This window comes from Mucilaginibacter gossypiicola, assembly GCF_900110105.1.
Taxonomy (GTDB): Bacteria; Bacteroidota; Bacteroidia; order Sphingobacteriales; family Sphingobacteriaceae; genus Mucilaginibacter; species Mucilaginibacter gossypiicola.
This window is the reverse complement of the sequence record NZ_FOCL01000011.1, coordinates 159154-181839: the sequence shown is the minus strand read 5'-3', so window position 1 is coordinate 181839 and position 22686 is coordinate 159154. Positions and strand designations below refer to the sequence as shown.

Here is a 22686-nt window from a genome sequence, read left to right as displayed (position 1 = left end):
GTACTGGCATTAATTTGCTGCGGAATGTCAATATATTTCTTAAACCGGTTATCTGCCGATGCAGGCGCCATATTAAAGGATAATTATAAAAGCGTGCAGTATGTTCAAAATATATTATCAACAATTGATTCGCGTTCGGGGAAACTTACGCCGGAACAAATCAAAACGGTTGATAAAAATATGGCCATGCAAGACCGTAACGTAACCGAGGTTGGTGAACGCCAATTTACCGATTCGGCAAGGCTCACTTTTGAGAAGCTAAAAAATGCAGGCAACAGCGAGCTTGAACAAAACGAGTTAAGTTTAAAGCTGCGCCAGCACTTGTACAGTGTTATGCGCGTAAATATGGATGCCATATCGCGAAAAAATGATGTGGCTAACCTCACCTCAAAACGAGGGTCGTTATTGGTGGCATTTTTAGGCGCGTTCTTGTTTTTGGTGGCATTTAGTTTTGCAGTTAATTTCCCGGGATATATCGCTAATCCAATTAAAGAGCTTACCGTCCGTATTAGGGAGGTATCAAACAAAAATTATCACCAACAGATCCATTTTGAATCAGACGATGAATTTGGCGAGCTTGGCCAGGCTTTTAATAACATGACCCGCAAGCTTGATGAGTTTGAAAACAGTAACCTCGCGAGCATTCTGTTTGAAAAAAAGCGGATCGAGACCATTATCAACTCTATGCATGATGCCATTATTGGTCTTGACGAAAAGGGTGTTATCATTTTTGCCAACCAGGTGGCTTGTAACCTGATCGGGATGAAGGCCGATCAGCTCAATGGTAAATATGCGCCTGATATTGCTATTGAAAATGATCTGATGCGCAAGCTACTCGTTAATGACCAGGCAAAGCTTCGGATCTTTGCTGATAATCATGAAGGTTTTTATTCGCGCGAATCATTATCGGTAAACAGCAGGGATAAGGTAATAGGCAAAGTGATCATCCTGAAAAACATTACCGAATATCAGCAACTGGATGAGGCTAAAACCAACTTCATTGCTACCATATCACATGAGTTGAAAACCCCGATCTCATCGATAAAAATGAGCCTGAAATTATTGGAAGATGAGCGCATAGGCGAAGTAAATGCCGAGCAGCGCCAGTTGATAGGCAATATTGATGACGATACCCGCCGCCTGTTGCTCATCACCGGCGAACTGCTGGATATGGCACAGGTTGAAACCGGCAAACTGCAGCTAAACTTTGGCAGCACACACCCGCAAAATATTGTAGACTATGCAGTGAAAGCCATTAAGTTTATTGCTGATCAAAAACAGGTTGAAATCAAAGTGAAATGCGATGAAAGCCTGCCCAAAGTGCATGCTGATCTGGATAAAACAACCTGGGTGCTCATCAACCTGCTTTCGAACGCTATAAAATACAGCCATGAAAAATCGACTGTAGAGCTGGTAGTTAAAAAGCATAAAAACGATGAAATAGAGTTTTCAGTAACCGATCACGGGAAAGGTATAGAGGATCAGTATCTCCCTCGTTTGTTCGAACGTTATTTTAAAGTGCCCAATGCAACATCAGAGCAAAGCGGTACGGGCTTAGGTTTGGCTATTGCCAAAGATTTTATTGAGGCCCAGGCCGGCAAGATCAGCGTAGACAGCGAAATAGGTTCGGGCAGTACGTTTTATTTTACCTTGAAAAGAGCGATTGCAGCGGCGTAAGCTATCGCCCTTTTCAGGATAATTACCATCCACCTTTAAACCCTTCGGTTAAAGCATGTTGGTAATTTTTCATATCAAATGAGTATAGGTATGGCGCCTTATGTGCGCCGCCTTTACGTGGCTCTTCAGATCGGTTCAGTATGCCAAAAGCTAAAATTCTGCGTTGAAAATTACGCCGGTCCAGTTTTTTACCTAAAATGGCTTCGTACAATTTTTGCAGCTCGGGCATCGTAAACTCTCGTGGCATCAGGTTGTAACCTATGGGTTGATAATTAAGTTGCAGGCGTAAGGCATCCAAAGCGCTTTTATAAATGTTTTCATGATCAAGCTGCATTTCTGGCATGTCATCCAGATCGCGCCAGGCGCAAAGCTCCGAAAATTGATCAGGCTGGGGTGTAACGTCAAAAAAATCAACCAGCGCGTAGTAACCTATAGATATAAACCGGCCCGAAAACCAATTATCTTCTTTAGGCAGCATATCGGCATACATATCATTGTGAAACTTTGAACGGTCGGGGTCGCCAAATACACGAAATTGCTGTAAAAATATTTTATTTAAACCGGTACGTTCCTGCAAGATCCTTACAGCGGCGTTATCTATCGGTTCTTCTTTAAGTACAAAGCCTCCGGGCAGGTACCACTTCTCTTCATCATTGGTTTTTAATAGCAGCACTTTCATTTGCCCTTCATGAAAACCAAATACAACACAATCAATAGAAATGTGGTTCACGTAGTTTTTGCGGGCGTCCTCGCTGTACTCAATAAGTTGCTGTTTACTTAACATTTGTGCTATTGTACAAATAAAGTTTGATTTTTTAATTATAATATTTACAATTGTGTACTTAATACACTATGAAAAATGCCGTAACATTCTATTTTTAAAATTGTCAAAAATATTTAAAGGCGCAATGAAATGCCCTGATTATTAGTCATATTTGTTAACCAATTATTTACTACCCACATAAATTAAAAAATGAAAAAGTATTTTTCAAGTCGGCTTGTCATAGCCGTTATACCGCTTTGCGTGGCGTTGGTACCTTATAATAAGGTATTGGCTCAAAGCAAAACCGAAGATGCAAAAATGAATGCCTACGTTAAAGGACTGATGAGTAAAATGACCCTTGATGAAAAAATAGGGCAGCTAAACCTGGTAACCATCGGAGCCGCAACAACAGGATCGGTAGTAAATAAAGGGGTGGAAGAAAATATTAAAAAAGGATCAATTGGTGGTGTGTTTGGTGTTTGGGGTACTGCGCAAACCCGCCAGATCCAGGACATAGCCGTTAAAACCTCAAGATTGCATATTCCACTTATTTTTGGTTTGGATGTGATCCACGGTCACCGCACTATTTTTCCTATTCCGTTGGGCATGTCGGCAACCTGGGATATGGGCTTGATCAAGCAATCGGCACAAATTGCAGCTAAGGAAGCAACCGGCGAAGGTTTGAACTGGGTATTTTCGCCAATGGTTGATATTGCCCGCGACCCGCGCTGGGGCCGTATTTCTGAAGGCTCTGGCGAAGATCCATGGTATGGCTCGCAGGTTGCAAAAGCTATGGTACAGGGTTACCAGGGCACCAACATGAAAGATGCTGATGCTGTGATGGCCTGCGTTAAGCACTTTGCACTTTACGGTGGTGCAGAGGCCGGCCGTGAATATAACACTGTTGATATGAGCCGCATTAAAATGTACCAGGATTATCTGCCGCCATATAAAGCAGCAGTTGATGCAGGTGCAGGCAGTTTCATGAGCTCGTTCAACACGGTTGATGGTGTACCTGCAACGGTTAACCAATGGTTGTTAACTGATTTGTTGAGAAAACAATGGGGCTTTAAAGGTTTTGTAGTATCCGATTATACCGCAGTAAACGAAGTGATAGATCATGGCCTTGGCGATTTGCAAACAGTATCTGCCCTTGCGTTGAAAGCCGGCCTGGATATGGATATGGTGGGAGAGGGTTTCCTGAAAACTTTAAAAAACTCACTTACACAAAAGAAAATAACCCAACAGGAAATTGACCTGGCCTGCCAGCGGGTATTGGAAGCCAAGTACAAATTAGGCTTGTTTGAAAACCCTTATAAATCGATGGATGCCAATAAGGAAGCTAAAGAAGAGTTATCAACTGCAAACCGCGCTGCCGCAAGGGAAATCACCAAACACTCCTTTGTATTATTAAAAAACGATAACCAAACACTTCCGCTTAAAAAAGGTGGTAGTATTGCTTTGGTAGGCCCGTTGGCCGATAATCACCGCGATATGCTGGGTACATGGGTTATTGCCGGCGAATGGGAGAAATCGGTAAGTGTAATGGAGGGTATTAAAAATGTGGTGGGTAACAATGTTACTATTAATTACGCCAAAGGTGCTAATGTAACTGAAGACAGCCTGTTTATTAAAAGGCTGAACTTTGGCCCCGGGATGGTTTCTTTAGATGCTAAGCCTGCCGATGAACTGTTGAAAGAAGCAGTTGACGCTGCCAAAAAATCTGATGTGATTGTGGCTGTGGTTGGTGAATCGCAAAGTATGTCGGGCGAATCGTCAAGCCGTTCGGATATTGATATTCCCGAAAGTCAGAAAAACATGCTAAAGGAACTTTCGAAACTGGGTAAACCTATGGTGATCGTATTATTTAACGGTCGTCCGCTTACTCTAACCTGGGAAGATATGCATGCTAACGCAATACTTGACGTTTGGGCTCCCGGTACCGAGGCCGGTAATGCCATTGCCGATGTATTATTTGGCGACTATAACCCTGCAGGTAAATTAACGGCTACCTTCCCGCGCAGCGTAGGACAGATACCTATTTATTATAACCACAAAAACACTGGCAGGCCTTACAAAGGCGGTCCTTCAAAGTTCAGATCAAACTATCTTGATATTTCAAACGATCCGCTTTACCCGTTTGGCTACGGCTTAAGCTACACTACCTTTAACTACAGTGCAGTTAGCGTAAGTAAAAATAAATTAAAGGGAAATGAAACCTTAACGGCTACCGTTACGGTAACCAATGCCGGTAAATATGCAGGCGAAGAAGTGGTTCAATTATATATAAGCGATCCTGTTGCAAGTATCAGCCGCTCGGTAAAAGAGCTAAAGGGTTATCAGAAAATAAGCCTTCAGCCGGGTGCTTCAAAACAGGTAAGCTTCACTATTACTCCCGAACAGCTAAAGTTTTACAACACGCAGCTTAAGTATGATTGGGAGCCTGGCGAATTTGTAGTTGAGATAGGCACAAATTCGGCCGATACGCACAATACCTCGGTTTGGTGGGCAAAATAATGCCATTTAAAGTATAATACATTTTTAGCACTTTGTTAAAAATAGCAAAGGTATTTTTTGATACATGAAAATATCTGAACAGCACCGGTAAGTAAATTTTACCGGTGCTGTTTTGTTTTGAAAAAAGTGTGCAAAATGTTGTGTAATTGGTGTGAAATCGATTGCAATAAATGTAATTTGAACATTTATTGTTTAAAAAGTACTGCTTGTGTAAATGTGTATTTAACATTTATTATTGTGTAATTAATAATAAATGTCGCCGTGACGGTATTTGCAAAGTGTGATGATATTTTAACACTTTGGTAAATTGCTGCAATTTAGCCAGGCACATTAAAATTGGATTAAAATATTAGAGGTAACATGCCCGTTACCGTGATATTTATTGTTTTAATAAATTTTGCACAACCGTTATTGAATAATAGCAACATTTTTACAATACGATATTGATAAAAAAACAGGTTGTGTATTAATAATGTAATAACGAAAGGGTTCCAATTTGTAATTTTAACGGATAAAGCAGTCTATAAATAATTAATTTGTAAATCTGCTTTTTTTACTTGTGTATACAGTACACACTAATTACATTAGTTCCATAGCCAATATAAATTTCTGTTAAGGCAGAAATCGTTCAAAATCTAATATTATTATAACATTTTAACTTTAATGTTGCTTCGGTAGCGGGGAACATAAAAGGTGATAACACGGATAGAAAGTTTAAAATTTATACGAGAGAAGATCATATGATAAAACCTTTACATTTTTCACTTTCCAGCACTTCATCTTCAAATAATCTGTTTAACAGGGCTTATCTCACAACTGCCCCGTTAAAATCGGTTACCCGCAAGTGTGCAATTTTTCATTTTAAAACATAACCCACCAATTATCGACTTAAAAGCTTAAATCAAATATATTAATCAACTAAATCTCAATCTCATGTTTAAAAGTTTACTCCTAAAAGGAAGATACTTGGGCTTGCTGCTATGCTGCCTGGTATCTTCATTGGTAGTTACAGCCCAAACAAAGTACAAAGGTAAAGTTATCGGCTCCGACGATAAGTTACCTATTGTTGGCGCCTCCATACGCGTCAAAGGTACAAGTACCGGTACTGTAACTGATGTTAACGGTGAATTTACCTTAACCCTTAGCCCAGGCAATACGTTGGTAGTATCATACATCGGTTATCAAAGTACCGAGGTTAAAATAGGTACCGATGTAAACCTGCGCGTAACACTGCAATCGGGCAGCAGCTCACTTAATGAGGTGGTAGTAACAGGTTACACCGCTCAGCGTAAAAAAGATATCACCGGTTCGGTATCGGTGGTTAACGTTGCAACCATGAAAACAGTACCTGCATCAAATACGGCCAGCTTACTTCAGGGTACTGCAGCTGGTGTTACTGTAGTTAACTCAGGTAACCCTGGTGCCAATACTACTGTTAACGTACGTGGTGTGGGCTCTATCTTCAGTACTGCGCCGCTTATCATAATAGATGGGGTTCAGGGTTCATTGAATGATATCAACCCTAACGATATCGAATCAATGCAGGTATTGAAAGATGGTCAGGCATCAATTTACGGTGTGCGTGGTTCAAACGGTGTTGTTGTGGTAACAACCAAAAAAGGTAAAAGCGGCGCAGCAACTATTAGCTATGACGCTTACTACGGTACACAAAGGCCATTAAAAGATGGTTTTAAACTTGCCGATACCAAAACTTATGTTGAGGCTATTTATGAATCATACAAAAACAGCCCCAATGCTGATGGTACCAGTCCTTTGGCTGGTGGTAACCCACAATATGATCCCGGAAAAACCGGTACCTGGACAATCCCAGACTACATTACACCAGCTGGTGCCCATGCAGGTGATCCTAATACTGATCCCTCAACTTATAGCCTTCACCCAGCAAGTTTACCTGATAATCAAATCACTCGTGCCAACAAACAAGGTACCGACTGGTTTCATGAGGTGTTTAAGCCTGCTCCAATACAAAGCCATAACATTACAGCAAGCGGCGGTAGCGAAAAATCTACCTACCTGATGTCTATAAGCTATCTTAATCAACAAGGTACTTTGATAGACACATATTTTAAAAGGTATGCAGCCAGGATTAACACCAATTTTGCTGTCGGTCCTCATATTCGTGTGGGTGAAAACGCGTACATCTTCTATAAAAGAAACCCTAACGTAAGCAATAACCAAAACGAAGGTAACGCTATATCATACATCTATCGTGAACCACCTATCATTCCGGTTTATGATATCATGGGCAACTATGCCGGTACCCGCTCAGGCAGCTTAGGTAACTCAAGTAACCCGGTTGCCGTTCAGGAACGTACAAAAAATAATAAGAATAATAACTGGGACATAACCGGTAACCTTTATGCAGAGGCCGACTTCCTGAAACATTTTACCATCCGTACTCAGTTTGGTGGTGCTGTTGATAACTACTATTACTATTACTTTACCGTACCTGCATACGAAAACTCAGAAGGTAACACCTCAACCAATGGTTTTACTGAAGTTGCAGGCTATAACAGCCAATATACCTGGACTAACACTTTAAACTATAAACAACAGTTTGGCAAACATAGTATTAATTTGTTGCTTGGTTCTGAGGCTATAACCACTTACAAACGCGGTATCCGTGCAGGTGGCGGTAACTATAATATTTCGTTCGATCCTAACTACGTAACTGTAGCCAACGGTGCTAATCCACCAAGTACTGCTGTCGATCAGCTTTTTGATTCTGGCCTGCTTTCATATTTCGCAAAGTTGGATTACCAGTTCAATGATAAGTATATCTTAGGTGCAACAGTTCGCCGTGATGGCTCTTCATATTTCTCTCCTGGTCATCAATGGGGTACTTTCCCGGCAGTAACCGCTGGTTGGAGGATCTCAAAAGAAGCGTTCCTGAAAGATGTTAGCTGGCTTAACGACATGAAGATCCGTGCAAGCTACGGTAGTCTTGGTTCACTTGCAGGTGTTGAAACCCGCTTAAGCAACGCTTATAGCTTATACGCCCAGTCAAATGGTAATGCAAACTATGACATTACCGGTACAGGTAACTCAACCGTTACAGGTTTATACCGTATACAACAAGGTAACTTAGCTACTTCATGGGAAACTGATAAGATCAAGAATATTGGTTTTGATGCAACCTTGTTTAACAATAAATTAGATTTCACATTCGAGTATTTCCAGAAATCAGTTACCGGTTTATTATTCCAGTCAACCGATCCGGCAATTTCATTAGCTCCGGCCGCAGTTTCAAACTTACCATATGTTAATGGTGGTAATATTAAAAATAAAGGTTTTGAGATTGTTGCCAGCTATCATGGAAACGTAGGTAGCGATTGGAAATACGACCTGAGCCTGAACGCAAGCCATTACTCAAACCTTGTTACCGATTTGAATGGCCTTAAATACCAGGATCGTAACAGCGATGGTTCAACCCGTATACAAAACTTTGTAAGGTTACAGCCAGGCCAGCCAGTGGGCGAATTTTACGGATATAAAGTTATCGGCTTATACCGTGATGCTGCTGATATAGCCGCTTCACCAACTGATGTTAACGCAAGACCAGGTTTATTTAAATATGCCGACGTTAACGGCGACGGTAAGATCACCTCTGCCGACAAAACATTTATCGGTAACCCTAATCCTAAATTTACAGGTGGCTTTACACTTAACGTTAGTTACAAAAACTTCGATCTGAATGCCTTCCTTTACGGTTCATTCGGTGGCAAGATCTTCAATTACATTAAATACTGGACTTATTTCCCACAAGTATTTACAGGTAACGTAAGTGCCGATATATTAGGCCCTAAAGTTTGGAAACCAGGTGCTGATAACAGCCAGGCAACTATCCCGGTATTAACCCGTACTGCCAACGCTGATAATACTGGTGATCCAAACTCATGGTATGTTGAAAGCGGTACCTATGTTAGGTTAAAATCATTAACATTGGGTTATACTGTACCAAATTCTCAAATCAAGGCTTTGGGCATTAAGAGATTAAGATTTTATCTATTAGCAAACAATTTATTCACTATTACTAAATACTCTGGTTTAGATCCTGAGCTTCAGCCTTCAAACCTCACTAACAATACCAGCTTCGGTATCGACTTTGGTAACTATCCTGCAGGGCAGAAGATGTACAATATCGGTGTTAACGCCTCTTTTTAATGTGTGATAAATTTTTAATATAAAAGTTATGAAAAAAAATCAAATAAAACTGATCATACCAATAGCATCGCTGTTGGTGTGCCTGGTGTATGCATGCCGCAAGGATATGCTTAACAGGCCCATCCTGCAAAGCTTAAGCCCCAATATTGTTGCCAATAAAACTGGTGTTGAAAGCTTGCTTATCGGTACTTATTCACTGTTAGACGGTGTGGGCGGTAATGGCGGCGGTATAAACGCTGCAGGTTCAAACTGGTTGTTTGGTAGCGTTGCCGCAGGTGATGCTTACAAAGGGTCGGAACCATCGGATGGTGGTAACGATGCCTTACCTGTTGGTAACTTTACCTATTCAACTTCTAATGCTTACATTAAATCAAAATACCAGCTTTGCTTCAATGGCGTAAGCCGCGCAAATGACGTTTTACGTACATTGCCATTAGCCAAAGATATCGGCGCTGATGATGTAAAAAGGATTACCGGCGAGGCCCGTTTCTTAAGAGCTTTCTATTACATGGAGCTTAAGAAAATGTACAACATGATCCCTTACATTGATGAAACGCAAGCTGATGCCAATCAGCCAAATGATAAGGATATCTGGCCAAACATCGAAGCTGATTTACAAGCTGGCATTGATAATATCCCAGCCGCACAATCACAAAAAGGCCGTGCTAACAAATGGATTGCTATGGCTTATATGGCAAAAGCAAAAATGTTCCAGCACAAATTTGCTGAAGCTAAAGCGTTATATGATAACCTGATCCCTAACGGTACAAAACCAAGCGGCGACCACTTTGCATTGAACGATAACATGCAGAAGAACTTTAGCCCTCAGGCTGGTCAAAAAAATAGCGTTGAATCGGTATTTGCCGCACAGGCCTCTGTTAACGATAACTCGGGTGGTAATAATGGTAATACCGGCGATGAGTTGAACTTCCCTTACAATAGCGGCCCTGGTGCATGCTGCGGTTGGTTTAACCCTTCACAGTCGTTAGGTAACTCTTACAAAACTGATGCTAATGGCCTACCGTTGTTTACAGACTATAATAAGGATAAAAAAGTAAGTGGTAAAACCGATCCGTATACAGGTACTCTTGACCCTCGTATTGATATCACTATGGGCCGTCCTAACATTCCTTATCTTGACTGGGGCAATCCTCCTGCAAGCTGGATCCGTGACCCTACGGATGGTGTTTTCAACCCACGTAAAAACGTTTATTCATCTGCCGAAAAAGGCACCAACTCAAGTACTGAAAACTACTGGGCTGCTAACGAGGTTACCTCAAACAATGTTAACTTAATGCGTTGGAGCGATGTGTTACTGATGGCTGCAGAAGCCGAAGTTGAAGCCGGAAGTACTGATAAAGCTTTAGAATATGTAAACCTGGTTCGTAACCGTGCTGCAAACCCTATTTGGTGGGTATACAAAAATTCAGTATATGATCCGTCAAAATCTGAGTATACAACAAAGACAACTCCTGCAGATAATTATTTGGTTAAACCTTACCCTGCCGGTGCATTTGCCGATAAAACTTATGCCCGTACTGCTATCCACTTTGAGCGTAAATTGGAATTGGCTATGGAAGGTCAGCGTTTCTTTGACTTACAGCGCTGGGATCAGGGTACAGGTAGCATGGCTGATGAAATCAATGCGTTCTTCGCATATGATATCAACACTAACTCGCAGCTAAACGGTGCTCACTTCACCAAAGGCAGAAACGAGTACTATGCTATTCCTCAAAGCGAAATTGACCTTTCTGGTTCTACAGGAACTTCAAAACTTAAACAAAATCCTGGTTATTAATTAACCATTGATTTTAAATATTTAACTTTAGGTGGAGATGATTATCTCCACCTTTTTTTATAGCTTATTAACCAATAATGAAGTACACCTTTCCCCTAATATGCCTGGTTGCCGTTTTATTTGGTGCTTGTAAAAAAGCTACCCTTTTTGAACAGATCCCTTCTTCACATTCCGGGATCACCTTCAATAATAAAATTGTTGAAAATGATGCCATAAACCCGCTTACCAAGCTTAACCTTTACAACGGAGGTGGCGTAGGCATTGGCGATTTTAATAACGATGGGCTACAGGATATTTACTTTGTTGCCAATACCACATCAAATAAGCTTTACCTTAACAAAGGGGATATGAAGTTTGATGATGTTACGTCAACGGCAGGTGTTGGCGGCAGCGGCGGATGGGGCAGGGGCGTGGCTGTTGTTGATATTAACAACGATGGCCTTATGGATATATATGTGTGCTACACTTTGCTTGATGATTCGGTTAAGCGTACAAACCTGCTTTATGTAAACCAGGGAATAGGTAAAGATGGCATACCACGCTTTAAAGAAATGGCTAAAGAGTACGGCCTTAATGTAAAGCTCCACTCAACCATGGCATCGTTTTTTGATTATGATAACGATGGCGATCTGGATATGTACCTCACTGTTAACGAGGCCGTGGCCGGTGATAATCAAAGCACTTTTAGGCCGATAATTACAAACGGCACCCACCGTAGTACAGGGCAGCTTTATCGTTGCGACTGGGACCCGGTATTAAAACATCCGGTTTATACTAATGTATCCAAACAGGCAGGCATTGGTACCGAAGGTTATGGCCATGCCGCTACTATAGTGGATATTAACCGCGACGGCTGGAAAGATATTTACGTAACTAACGATTTTTTAACCGACAATATTTTATATATCAATAATGGCAACGGAACCTTTACCGATAAGGTACAGGAATATTTTAAACATACTGCATTTAGTTCCATGGGGCAGGATATTGAAGATGTGAATAACGACGGCCTTGCCGATGTTTTTGAGGTTGACATGAACCCCGAGGATAACTACCGGAAAAAGATGTTCATGCCGCCAAATAATTACCAGATATTTCAAAATTTCGACAGGTATAAATACCAGTACCAGTATACCCGTAATACTTTACAACTGAATAACGGCCCGCGCCTTGGGCAAAATGATTCTATTGGCGATCCCTCATTTAGCGATGTGGCGTTTTTAAGTGGTGTTGGGCAAACAGACTGGAGCTGGGGGCCTATGATAACCGATTTTGACAACGACGGCTACCGCGATATTGTGATAACCAATGGCTACCCCCGTGATGTAACCGATCATGATTTTATAACTTTCAGGCAAATGGCCTACTCGGTAGCTTCAACCCAGCAGGTGCTCGACCAGATCCCCGTTGTGAAAATACCTAATTATGCTTTTCGCAATACCAATGGCGTGCAATTTGAAGACGTAACTAAAAGCTGGGGACTTGGCACCCCTTCTTTCTCAAACGGATGTGCCTATGCCGACCTCGATAACGATGGTACCATGGATATGGTTATCAATAATATCGATGATGAGGCATTCATTTACAAAAACACATCCCGCAAAAATGCAATTAACAGTAATAACTACTTACATATACAGTTTCATGGCGGCCCTAAAAACCTGAACGGCCTTGGTGCCTTTGCTGATATCTATTATGGTCATGGCAAACACCAGTACTATGAAAATACGCCTTACCGCGGTTATTTATCAACCATACAGAATATTGCTCACTTTGGTTTAGGTAATGTATCTAACCTTGATTCGGTAGTGGTCCGCTGGGATAATGGCAAAAAACAGGTGCTTACCAACGTTAAAACCAACCAGACGCTCCATGTTAAAATTGGAGATGCAAAGCTTGATTATAGTAATAAGCAACCTTCGGTTGATAACACCGCTTTATTTAAAGATATTACCCGGTCAGCAGGGATCACCTACAAGCATAATGATCAGGATTACATCGACTTTAACGTTCAAAAACTACTTCCGCATAAATTATCAGAATATACACCGGCCGTAGCGGTAGGCGACGTAGATGGCAATGGTTTTGATGATATGGTGGTTGGCGGCACTACCAAATATCCGGCACAGCTGCTATTACAGCAGGCTAATGGCAAGTTTATACAGCGGGATTTGGTGCCTCAGCCTAAAACTATGGCTCCTGTTGGTAACCCTAACGATATGGCGCATATGATATCGCCGGTAAGGGTGAAGGACGAAGGTATGCTGCTTTTTGATGCCGACGGCGATGGCGACCTTGATCTTTATGTTGCCAGCGGCGGCTATGAAAGCGAGCCAGGTTCGTCGAATTACCAGGATAGGATTTATGTTAATGATGGCAAAGGAAACTTTAAACTACAGCCCGATGCCCTGCCAAAAAACTATACCAGCAAACTGTGTGTAAAAGCAGCAGATATAAACCGTGATGGTAAAATGGACCTGTTTGTTTCGGGGCGTGTTGATCCATGGAACTATCCTAAGCCCGTTTCAAGCTTTATTTTGCGTAACGATAGCAAAAATGGTGTTGTTAAGTTTACCGACGTATCTGCATCGGTAGCAAAAGAGTTGAATAACATAGGCCTGGTTTGCGATGCCACGTTTACCGATTTTAATAATGACGGCTGGCCAGATCTGATCCTTACCGGCGAATGGATGCCGATCACGTTCCTTAAAAACGACCACGGCGTATACAAAAATGTAACACAAAGCACCGGTGTTGAAAATAAGCTTGGCTGGTGGAACACCATTGCCTCCGGCGATTTTGACCACGACGGCGATACGGATTACATTGTCGGTAATACAGGCCTTAATACTTTTTATAAAGCAACAGATCAGTACCCTATTTATATTACTGCTAAAGATTTTGACAAGAATGGCAGCTATGATGCCTTCCCTTCTGTTTTCCTGAAAGATCAGCAGGGGCAATTGCAGGAATTTCCCGCTTTCGGTCGTGATGATATCGTGAAGCAGATGATCAGTATGCGTATCAGGTTCCAGAATTACCGCTCGTTTGCCACAGCCACTATGGATTCGGTGATAACGCCAAAAATGCGTGAAGGTGCTATTCGCTTAAAAGTGAACTATCTGCAATCGGTTTATTTACGTAATGATGGCGGAGGTAAGTTTACGGCTATTCCGCTGCCGGTTGAAGCACAAATGTCTGAATTATGCGGCATTACTGTTGATGATTTTGATGGTGATGGCAATCTGGATGTTGCACTGAATGGTAATGACTACGGAACCGAAGTAGCAACCGGCCGTTACGATGCTTTTAATGGTTTACTGCTTAAAGGCGACGGTAAAGGAGGCTTTAAACCACTTAGTATTATGCAATGCGGTATTTATATACCCGGCAATGGTAAGGCCCTGGTTAAGCTAAAAGGGGCCGGCGGTAATTACTTATTGGCGGCTACACAAAACCGTGATGTTATGAAATTATTTGAACTGAAAAGGCCGGTTAAAACGTATAACCTGCAGCCGCTTGATGCGTTTGCAACTATAAAATACAAGAACGGTAAAACTGCTAAACAGGAGTTTTATAATGGCAATTCTTTCTTGTCGCAATCGGGCAGATTCATTAATATTGATGATAACATGGCATCGGTTACCGTAACCGACAGTTATGGCCATCAGCGTAATGTACCAATTAATTAAACTATTATAAATGAGATGCTTTAAGTTATTTATAGCCGTTGCAGGTTGTGCCCTTATTTTAGGCTGCGGAAGTAAGCCCAAAAAGATAAGCCTGATTAAAGACGCCGATGTTATCCATAACAACATTGATCAGCTTACACAGGTTATTATTTATGATGTATTCAGCCCTCCTGTATCAAGTCGTATCTATGGATATACTTCGCTGGCGGCTTATGAAGCTATACGTTATTCGAGCCCGGGTTATAATTCAATTACAGCTCAGTTACGGGGCTTTGGCAAACCTCCCGAACCAAAGGCAGGGGTAAAATATAATTACACACTTGCGGCTACATCTGCATTCTTTGCTGTTGCCCATAAGGTTACCTTTTCTATCGATTCGCTCAAAAAATACGAGGCCAAGGTTTACGCCATGTATAAAGATAATCTGGACGATTCAACCTATGCCCGTTCAATGGCATTTGGCGAAAAGATAGGGAAGTACATATTAAAAAGGGCCGCGGTTGATAATTACCCCCAAACCCGTGGTAAGCCAAGGTTTTTGGGCAATGACAATCCGGGTAACTGGCATCCCACTCCTCCCGATTACCTGGATGGTGTTGAGTTTTGCTGGGGTACTATGCATACTTTTGCTGTTGACACTTCAACCATGTTTCCTTTGCCTCCGCCACCCGCTTTTAGCGAGGATAAAAACAGTGAGTATTTTAAGCAAACAATGGAGGTGTATAACCAAAGCAAAAACATTACGCCAGAGCAAAAAACTATTGCAAAGTTTTGGGACGATAATCCTTTTGTTATTGAGCATAATGGCCACATGATGTTTGCCAATAAAAAGATCACTCCCGGAGGGCACTGGATAGGCATCACCGCAATAGCCTGCAAGCAGACCCATGCTGATGTAGTAAAAACTGCTCAGGCCTATGCGCTTACTTCAATTGCTTTGTTTGATGCTTTTATTTGCGGTTGGCAGGTTAAATATGAAACTAATTATATAAGGCCGGTAACCATCATCAACGATAAAATTGATCACGACTGGCTGCCAATGCTGCAAACGCCGCCATTCCCCGAATACCCAAGTGGGCATAGCGATATCAGCGGTGCATCAGCCGTGGTGCTTACGCATTTATTTGGCGATAACTTTGCCTACCAGGATACCAGTGATCTGCGTTATATAGGTATGCAGCGCCATTTCGACTCATTTTTGAAAGCTGCCGACGAAACTTCAATAAGCAGGTTTTACGGCGGTATCCACTTCCGCAACAGTGTTGATCAGGGTGCCGTACAAGGTAAACAGGTAGGCGAATACATCTGGAAAAAATTAAAACTTAAAAATTAAGGGCTGAGCTATTTTATGAATTTTAAAAAAAGCTTATTAACCATATCATACCTTTTTTCATTTTCTGCAATATTGGCCGGTTTAACGCTTATAAATAGCTGCAAGCGTAAGCCGGCATATCAACCTTACAAATTTACCGGCGATGTTGTAGTCGACGGTAAAAACCTGGTACAATTAAAATGTACCCGCTGCCATTCGTTAGTGCCGGTTGATGCGCTGCCCAAAGATGTGTGGCTTAACCACACACTGGTTAATATGGCTCCGCAACTGCATATTTCAACATATGGGGGCTCGTCGTACTATAAAAACAACCCGTTGGATACCACCGGTGCTACCATTGCCGAGTGGACAGCCATATTAGCGTATTATAAAAAAGCAGCACCCGATACTCTATTACCCGCTAAAAAGCCTATCCCGCTAATAAATGATTGGGCTGGTTTTACACTTAAAAAACCTGCGCCGGTAAGTTACGTTGCTTTTACCACTATGCTGGCCACCAATGCTGCTACAGGGCATATGTACAGTGCCGACGCGGTAGATGAAAAATTGAATACCTGGGATAGTAATTTAAAAATGGACTCGCTGGCAAAACTGCCCTCAGCAGCAGTTGGGGTTAGTTTTGGTAAGGATAGTGTTGGCAACAATGTGGGCTTTTTCTCCTGTATCGGCCGCATGGCGCCAATTGATTTTCCGAATGGCAAGGTAGTTAAGGTGAACCTTGATGCACAGCATGTTAACAACGATCAAACTTATATAGCATCTGATTTGCCCCGCCCAGTAGGTACCGTAACCGGCGATTTTAATAAAGATGGTTTACAGGATGTTGTAGTTTGCGGGCAGGGTAAGTTTAAAGGCGGGGTTTATCTGCTTAAACAAAATAAAGACCATACTTATGAGCAGCAAACTATTTATGATAAGCCGGGTGCTGCACAAGCTTTAGCCGGCGATTTTAATAATGATGGATGGACAGATGTAATGCTGTTAACCGGTAGTGGCGATGAAGGGCTTTGGTTATTGCTGAATAACCAAAAGGGAGGTTTTACCTTGAAGAACCTGCTGCATTTGCCGCCGGTTTATGGTTCAAGCAGCTTTCAACTTGTTGATATGGATCACGACGGCAAGCTTGATCTGGTACTAACCTGCGGCTATAACTACCGCGATTCACGGATCCTGAAACCATATCACGGTTTATATATTTTTACCAACACAGGCGACTGGAACTTTAAACAACGCTGGTTTTACCCAATAAACGGCTGTACAAAAGCCATTGCGGCCGATTTTGATGGTGATGGCGATATTGATATTGCAACGATAGCTTTCTTCGCCGATATGAAAAACACGCCTGCCGAAGAGTTTATTTATTTTGAACAGGATAAGCCTTTTGAATTTAAGCCTCATACTCTGCCAATAAGCCAGCTTGGTCACTGGATGTGCATGGAAATGACCGATCTGAACAAGGATGGTAAACCTGATCTGGTATTAGGTAATTATGCTGATGGTTTTATGTTCCAGGACGGTTTTAAACCTAATTGGGATCAGCACCTGCCGCTGATAGTATTGGAAAATCATACTAAAAAATAAAGCTATACCAAATTGTAAATGAGGAAAGCAGGAGGGGTGAAGGTAAAAAGACGTAATATATTGTTGTTGGTAACAGCACTGGTTGTTGTGATTGTGGTAATAGTATGGAAAAGTTGCGGCGATAACGAACCGACCGACGAAGAGCTTTTGGCCGATGCAAAAAAAACGGCCATCAAACATTGCGGAAGCTGCCATGAACCGCCTGATGCATCTTTACTGGATAGTGCCACCTGGGATAAATATATTTTGCCGGCTATGGGTGCAAAACTGGGTATGCGCCCATTTATGGATCAGTATGTAGCCGGGCCAAGGGCTACGCTGTCCCTTGCCGACTGGACAAAGATTGTTGTTTATTACAGGTACGCCTCGCCTAAAAAGTTAAAAATTCCCAAGCCTGATGCTGTGCTCGATTCGGCTATATTTTCGGTGAAACGGCCTGCGATCGTTGATACAAAATCGGGAGAGGCCATGACCACCATGGTTAAGTTTAATCCTGTTGATCAGCACTTTTACACAGGAGATGCAGGTAATAAGCTTTACCGCTGGAATAGCGACCTTACAGCTACGCTGATCAAAAAGTTTCATTCGCCCATAACCGATGTCGTGTTTTATCAATCGGCAACGGAACCTAACAGTGCCGTAATTACTTGTATTGGGATACTCCCGCCTAATGACGCGCTTAAAGGGTCATTGACACTCATTAATCTCGATAAGAAATCAAACGATACTGTTTTAATGGCCGATAGCCTGCCCCGTCCGGTTAAAAGCGCAGCAGCTGATTTTAACAAAGATGGCCTGATGGATTATGTAAGTTGCGGTTTTGGTCATGACCGGGGCGGCTTGTTCCTGTTGCAGCAGCAGGCTAACCACATCTTTAAAAGAAAGATCATTCGGGCAATTCCCGGCCCTGAAGTAGTTTATACCGGCGATTTTAATGGCGATGGCTGGCCCGATATTGCCTGCCTGTTTGCCCAGGCCGATGAAGGGATCTGGCTGTTTTTAAATGATAAACAGGGAGGTTTTACTACCCAAAATATCATGCATTTCCCTTCTGTTTATGGTTCGAGTAGCTTTCAGTTAGTTGACATTAATCACGACGGCAAACTTGATATTGTTTACACGTGCGGTGATAATAACGATTATTCGCCCATATTTAAACCCTATCATGGGGTTTATATATTTACCAACCAGGGTAATTGGAAATTTAAACAAACCTATTTTTACCACATCAATGGCTGCTCCAAAGCCATAGCTGCTGACTTTGATAAAGATGGTGATTTTGACCTGGCTGTGATGGCTTTCTTTCCCGATTATAAATACCATCCCACCGAAGGGTTCACCTATCATGAACAGGTTAGCCCGGGCAAGTTTAAAGTCCACGAAGTCCCTATTAATTTATTAGGCCGCTGGATTTCGATGGATGCCGGTGATATTGACGGCGATGGCGATACCGATATTGTTTTGGGCAATTTTTCGGTAGGAGCACAGGGGCTCATGAACCAAAAGGACTATAAACCCAATTGGGACATGTACGAGCCTATCATTGTGCTCCAGAATAAAACTATTCGGAAGTAGGATTTCGTGAAAGTTTAATAAAAGTTGTCATTGCGAGGAGCAAATCGGGAGTGAGCCTGGGTGCGACGTGGCAATCGCATGCTATACAGAGCGGCCATGCTTCCGTGCGATTGCCGCGCTACGCTCGCAATGGCATGATTTTTATTTGATAACATTAGTTTTTGCTTTCTTGCGCTCGTTTGTAACAAGCGCTTAACCCGGGTTTGCGTTTTTAACGCAATATTGCCGCTAAACTTTTTATGAGGACGGGGAGATGTGATAGCAAACCGGTAAATTGTTTTACTAAAGCCTCAAAACGTATCATTTGTACAACAAATTGATAAATAAGTACAGCTGTATCTGGCTGTATGTTAAGTAGTTTTACCATACTTATTTATTGATATACTAAATGAACAAAAGTATCCGCTCAGCTTTAAGTGTTATGGCTGCCTGTATTTTGCCCGGTTTTGTATCGGCACAGTCAGGAGTTGTAAAACAAGTTAAATTAAGCAATTTCGATCTGCAATCATCGGCGTTGGTAAGTGCAACAGGCATCGAACTTTCCAGTACACAATACCACTCGCCGGTATATTGGTTCCCTGTAAAAGTACCCTCTACGGTACTTACCGGACTGGTGGCTAATCACATTTATCCCGACCCATATCAGGGCCTTAATAATATGTTGATCCCCGATGCCTCCGACCAGTTTAATAAAGAATATAACCTGGAGCAATACAGCCATTTACCTAACGATCCCAATCCATGGAAAAAGCCATATTGGTACCGCACTACTTTTAAAGTGCCGGCCGCAGATAAAGGCCGCCGTTTCCAATTGATATTTAAGGGCATCAACTACCGGGCGGCCGTATGGCTTAACGGTAAGCAGATTGCCGATAGTACCCAAATGGCCGGTATGTTTGCCGAACATAACCTGGATGTAAGTGATGCTGTTAAGCCTGGTGTTGAAAATGCACTTGCCGTAAAAATTTACCCGCTTGATTACCCGGGCTATCCCGCAAAGGAACAGTTGAAGGCCCTTGGTCCGTTTTACGAAAATGGCGGCCCTACAGGTGATATCGGGAAAAACGTTACCATGCTTTGTTCATCGGGCTGGGACTGGATCCCGCCGGTGCGCGACCGTAATATGGGTATCTGGCAGCCTGTTTTTCTGCGCACAAGTGGTGCGGTAACTATCGGCAGACCAAAACTGGTTACTGATTTGCCAAACCTGCCCGACACAGGTATAGCTAAACTTTCATTAAACTTAACGCTAACCAACAATACCACGGCAACGCATGGCGGTAAGCTAACTGTTAGCATCAAGCCCGAAAACTTTGTTGGTGCGCCTGTACAGTTTAGTCAGCCTGTGGTTGTACCTGGCGGTTCGGAAAAAGGTGTTGAGTTAAATGCCGATAAGATTAGCCAGCTGATCATCCATCAGCCTAAATTATGGTGGCCTAATGGTTATGGTAAAGCAAATCTGTACCGTATTCGCCTGCAATATGCTGAAGGTACTACGATAAGCGATGATACCACTTTTGTATTTGGGATCCGTAAGGTGGCTTCAAAAGCCGAAACTACAGCCAATGGTTTTGTGCGCCGTAAGTTTTATGTAAATGGTAAGGAAGTGCATTTGGTAGGCGGTGCCTGGGTACCGGATATGATGGTAAACCGCGATTCGGCCCGTTATGATTATGAGATGCACCTTTGCCGTAACGCTAACGTAAACCTGGTGCGTATTTGGGGCGGCGGCGTTACCGAGCCGGATGCTTTCTGGAATGCCGCGGATAAATATGGCCAGATGATATGGTCAGACTTTTGGATCACCGGCGATACCCAGGGCGAATTTAAAGGTTCGCCGGATTGGCCGTTAGAAGGTAACGTGTTCATTAAAAACGTAGAAAGTACCATCTATCGCATCCGCAACCACCCAAGCCTATTGGTATGGACAGGTGGTAACGAGGGGCATGCCCGTAAAGAGTTATATGACGTAATGCGCAATGATATCATCACTTTAGATGGAACACGTCCTTTCATCCCAAGCTCATCGGGTTTTGCCAAACTGCCTGCCGGTTGGAAAGGCTCGTGGCCTGATGATATGCCATCAGGCGTTTATAGCGGCGGCCCGTATGATTGGAAAGATCCTAAAGAATATTATAAACTGGCGGATGCAGCTAAAGATTGGGTATTTAAAGACGAAACAGGCTTACCGTCGCAGCCGCCTTATACAACCCTGCCAAAAATCATTCCTAATTTGGTTTGGGATACCAATTTGCCGTTCCCGCTCAACAATTCATGGGGCTACCATGACGCAGCTACAGGGGCAGGCAAGTATGATAAATACTATGAGGAAATGGCAAAAAGGTATGGCAAGCCAAGCAGCATTATTAACTTTTCGGACAAGATGCAGCTTATGAACGCTGTAGGGTACCAGGGCATTTTTGAAGCTGATGGTCATAAACTGAACGAAACCGGTGGCGTAATGCTCTGGAAGTTGAATGCGGCGTTGCCAAGTGTAATATGGCAGATCTACGATTGGTACCTGGAACCTAATGCAGGCTACTACACCATGCAAAATGCTTGCGAACCTATTCATATTCAGTATAATTATGATAATTCGTCAATAGCGATCATCAACCGTACGCACCATGCAACCGGCAGCTTAACTGCAACGGCCGATATTTATGATATTAACAGCAAGCTGATCAAATCGGAAAAAGTTGGCAATGTAGGATTAGCGCAAACTGGGGTTAAGGAAGTGATCCAGCTCAAAGATGCACTTGCCGCTACCAAAGGTGTAAGTTTCGTGGTGCTGAACCTGACTAATGCGACAGGCAAAACGGTATCACATAACGTATACTGGTTATCGGCTACTGATGACTTTACGTCTCTAAACGATATGAAACAAGCACAGGTGCAGGGCAAGGTGATCAAAGCTGAAAAAGGAGTAAGCGAAAACAAATGGACTATGCAGTTTACCAATAATTCCAATCAATTGGCATTCTTTGTCCGCCCGCAATTGATGAAAAATGGTGAGGAAGTGATGCCAAGCTACTGGACAGGCAATTATTTTAGCCTGGCGCCACATGAAAGCATCAGGGTATCGGTAAGTGCCCCGGTAGCCAAATTAGGCACTGTAAAACCAACAGTATTGCTTGAAGGCTGGAATTTGGATAAGCAGGTGATAGCATTGCAATAGATTTCAAATATGTAACAATGAAGGCCGGGCATTTTGCCCGGCTTTTTTTGTTCGTCCCTGTTTCTCGTGTGAGCGATAGCGAAGCATCTTCTTTACCCTGAATATTTGCTTAGAGCACCAAAGAAGATGCTTCGCTGTCGCTACCCATGACATTATTAAAAATGGGTGTCATGCTGAGCCTGTCGAAGCATGGTGGGTAGGCCTCTGCGCGCGACCCTTCGACAGGCTACCCATGACATGACTAAAAAATGGGTGTCATGCTGAGCTTATCGAAGCATAGCGGGCAGGGCCTTTGCGCACGACCCTTCGACAAGCTCAGGGTGACAGCCCTCTTTACTGGATGTCATTTCACCTTCAGAGGCCCTGGATTTAAACACTCAGGGTGAC

General features: G+C 42.7%; 10 protein-coding genes. 9 read left to right on the top strand and 1 reads right to left on the bottom strand.

All coding sequences use genetic code 11. The features are described 5' to 3' along the window. Positions 1-24: 24 nt before the first annotated feature. Positions 25-1677: a HAMP domain-containing sensor histidine kinase gene (locus BMX50_RS27735; protein WP_244281118.1), complete on the top strand. Its 1653-nt coding sequence runs from the start codon at positions 25-27 to the stop codon at positions 1675-1677. Between the two features lie 22 nt (positions 1678-1699). Here BMX50_RS27735 and BMX50_RS27730 read toward each other — a convergent pair whose 3' ends face one another. Continuing rightward, positions 1700-2461 (bottom strand): NUDIX hydrolase, encoded by a 762-nt coding sequence (locus tag BMX50_RS27730; protein WP_091218281.1) that lies wholly within the window; start codon positions 2459-2461, stop codon positions 1700-1702. Between the two features lie 189 nt (positions 2462-2650). Here BMX50_RS27730 and bglX point away from each other — a divergent pair, with 189 nt between their 5' ends. From bglX to BMX50_RS27690, 8 genes are all read left to right on the top strand, one after another. Continuing rightward, on the top strand, positions 2651-4957 hold the full coding sequence (gene bglX, locus BMX50_RS27725) for a beta-glucosidase BglX (RefSeq protein ID WP_091218276.1): 2307 nt from the start codon (positions 2651-2653) through the stop codon (positions 4955-4957). Positions 4958-5890: 933 nt separating this feature from the next. Continuing rightward, entirely contained in the window at positions 5891-9142 is a 3252-nt protein-coding gene (locus BMX50_RS27720; RefSeq protein ID WP_091218273.1) for a SusC/RagA family TonB-linked outer membrane protein, read from the top strand. Positions 9143-9170: 28 nt separating this feature from the next. Continuing rightward, entirely contained in the window at positions 9171-10940 is a 1770-nt protein-coding gene (locus BMX50_RS27715; protein WP_091218270.1) for a RagB/SusD family nutrient uptake outer membrane protein, read from the top strand. Between the two features lie 77 nt (positions 10941-11017). Then, the gene (locus BMX50_RS27710) at positions 11018-14632 is read left to right on the top strand and encodes a VCBS repeat-containing protein (RefSeq protein ID WP_091218266.1); all 3615 of its coding nucleotides are present in this window, start codon (positions 11018-11020) and stop codon (positions 14630-14632) included. Between the two features lie 10 nt (positions 14633-14642). Continuing rightward, complete coding sequence (locus BMX50_RS27705) at positions 14643-15965, top strand: vanadium-dependent haloperoxidase (protein ID WP_091218263.1); 1323 nt, start codon at positions 14643-14645, stop codon at positions 15963-15965. A 15-nt stretch (positions 15966-15980) separates the two neighbouring features. Then, positions 15981-17546 (top strand): FG-GAP repeat domain-containing protein, encoded by a 1566-nt coding sequence (locus BMX50_RS27700; RefSeq protein WP_091218258.1) that lies wholly within the window; start codon positions 15981-15983, stop codon positions 17544-17546. An 18-nt stretch (positions 17547-17564) separates the two neighbouring features. After that, positions 17565-19121 (top strand): FG-GAP repeat domain-containing protein, encoded by a 1557-nt coding sequence (locus tag BMX50_RS27695; RefSeq protein ID WP_091218254.1) that lies wholly within the window; start codon positions 17565-17567, stop codon positions 19119-19121. A 388-nt stretch (positions 19122-19509) separates the two neighbouring features. Then, the gene (locus tag BMX50_RS27690; protein WP_091218250.1) at positions 19510-22299 is read left to right on the top strand and encodes a glycoside hydrolase family 2 protein; all 2790 of its coding nucleotides are present in this window, start codon (positions 19510-19512) and stop codon (positions 22297-22299) included. Positions 22300-22686: the final 387 nt, after the last annotated feature.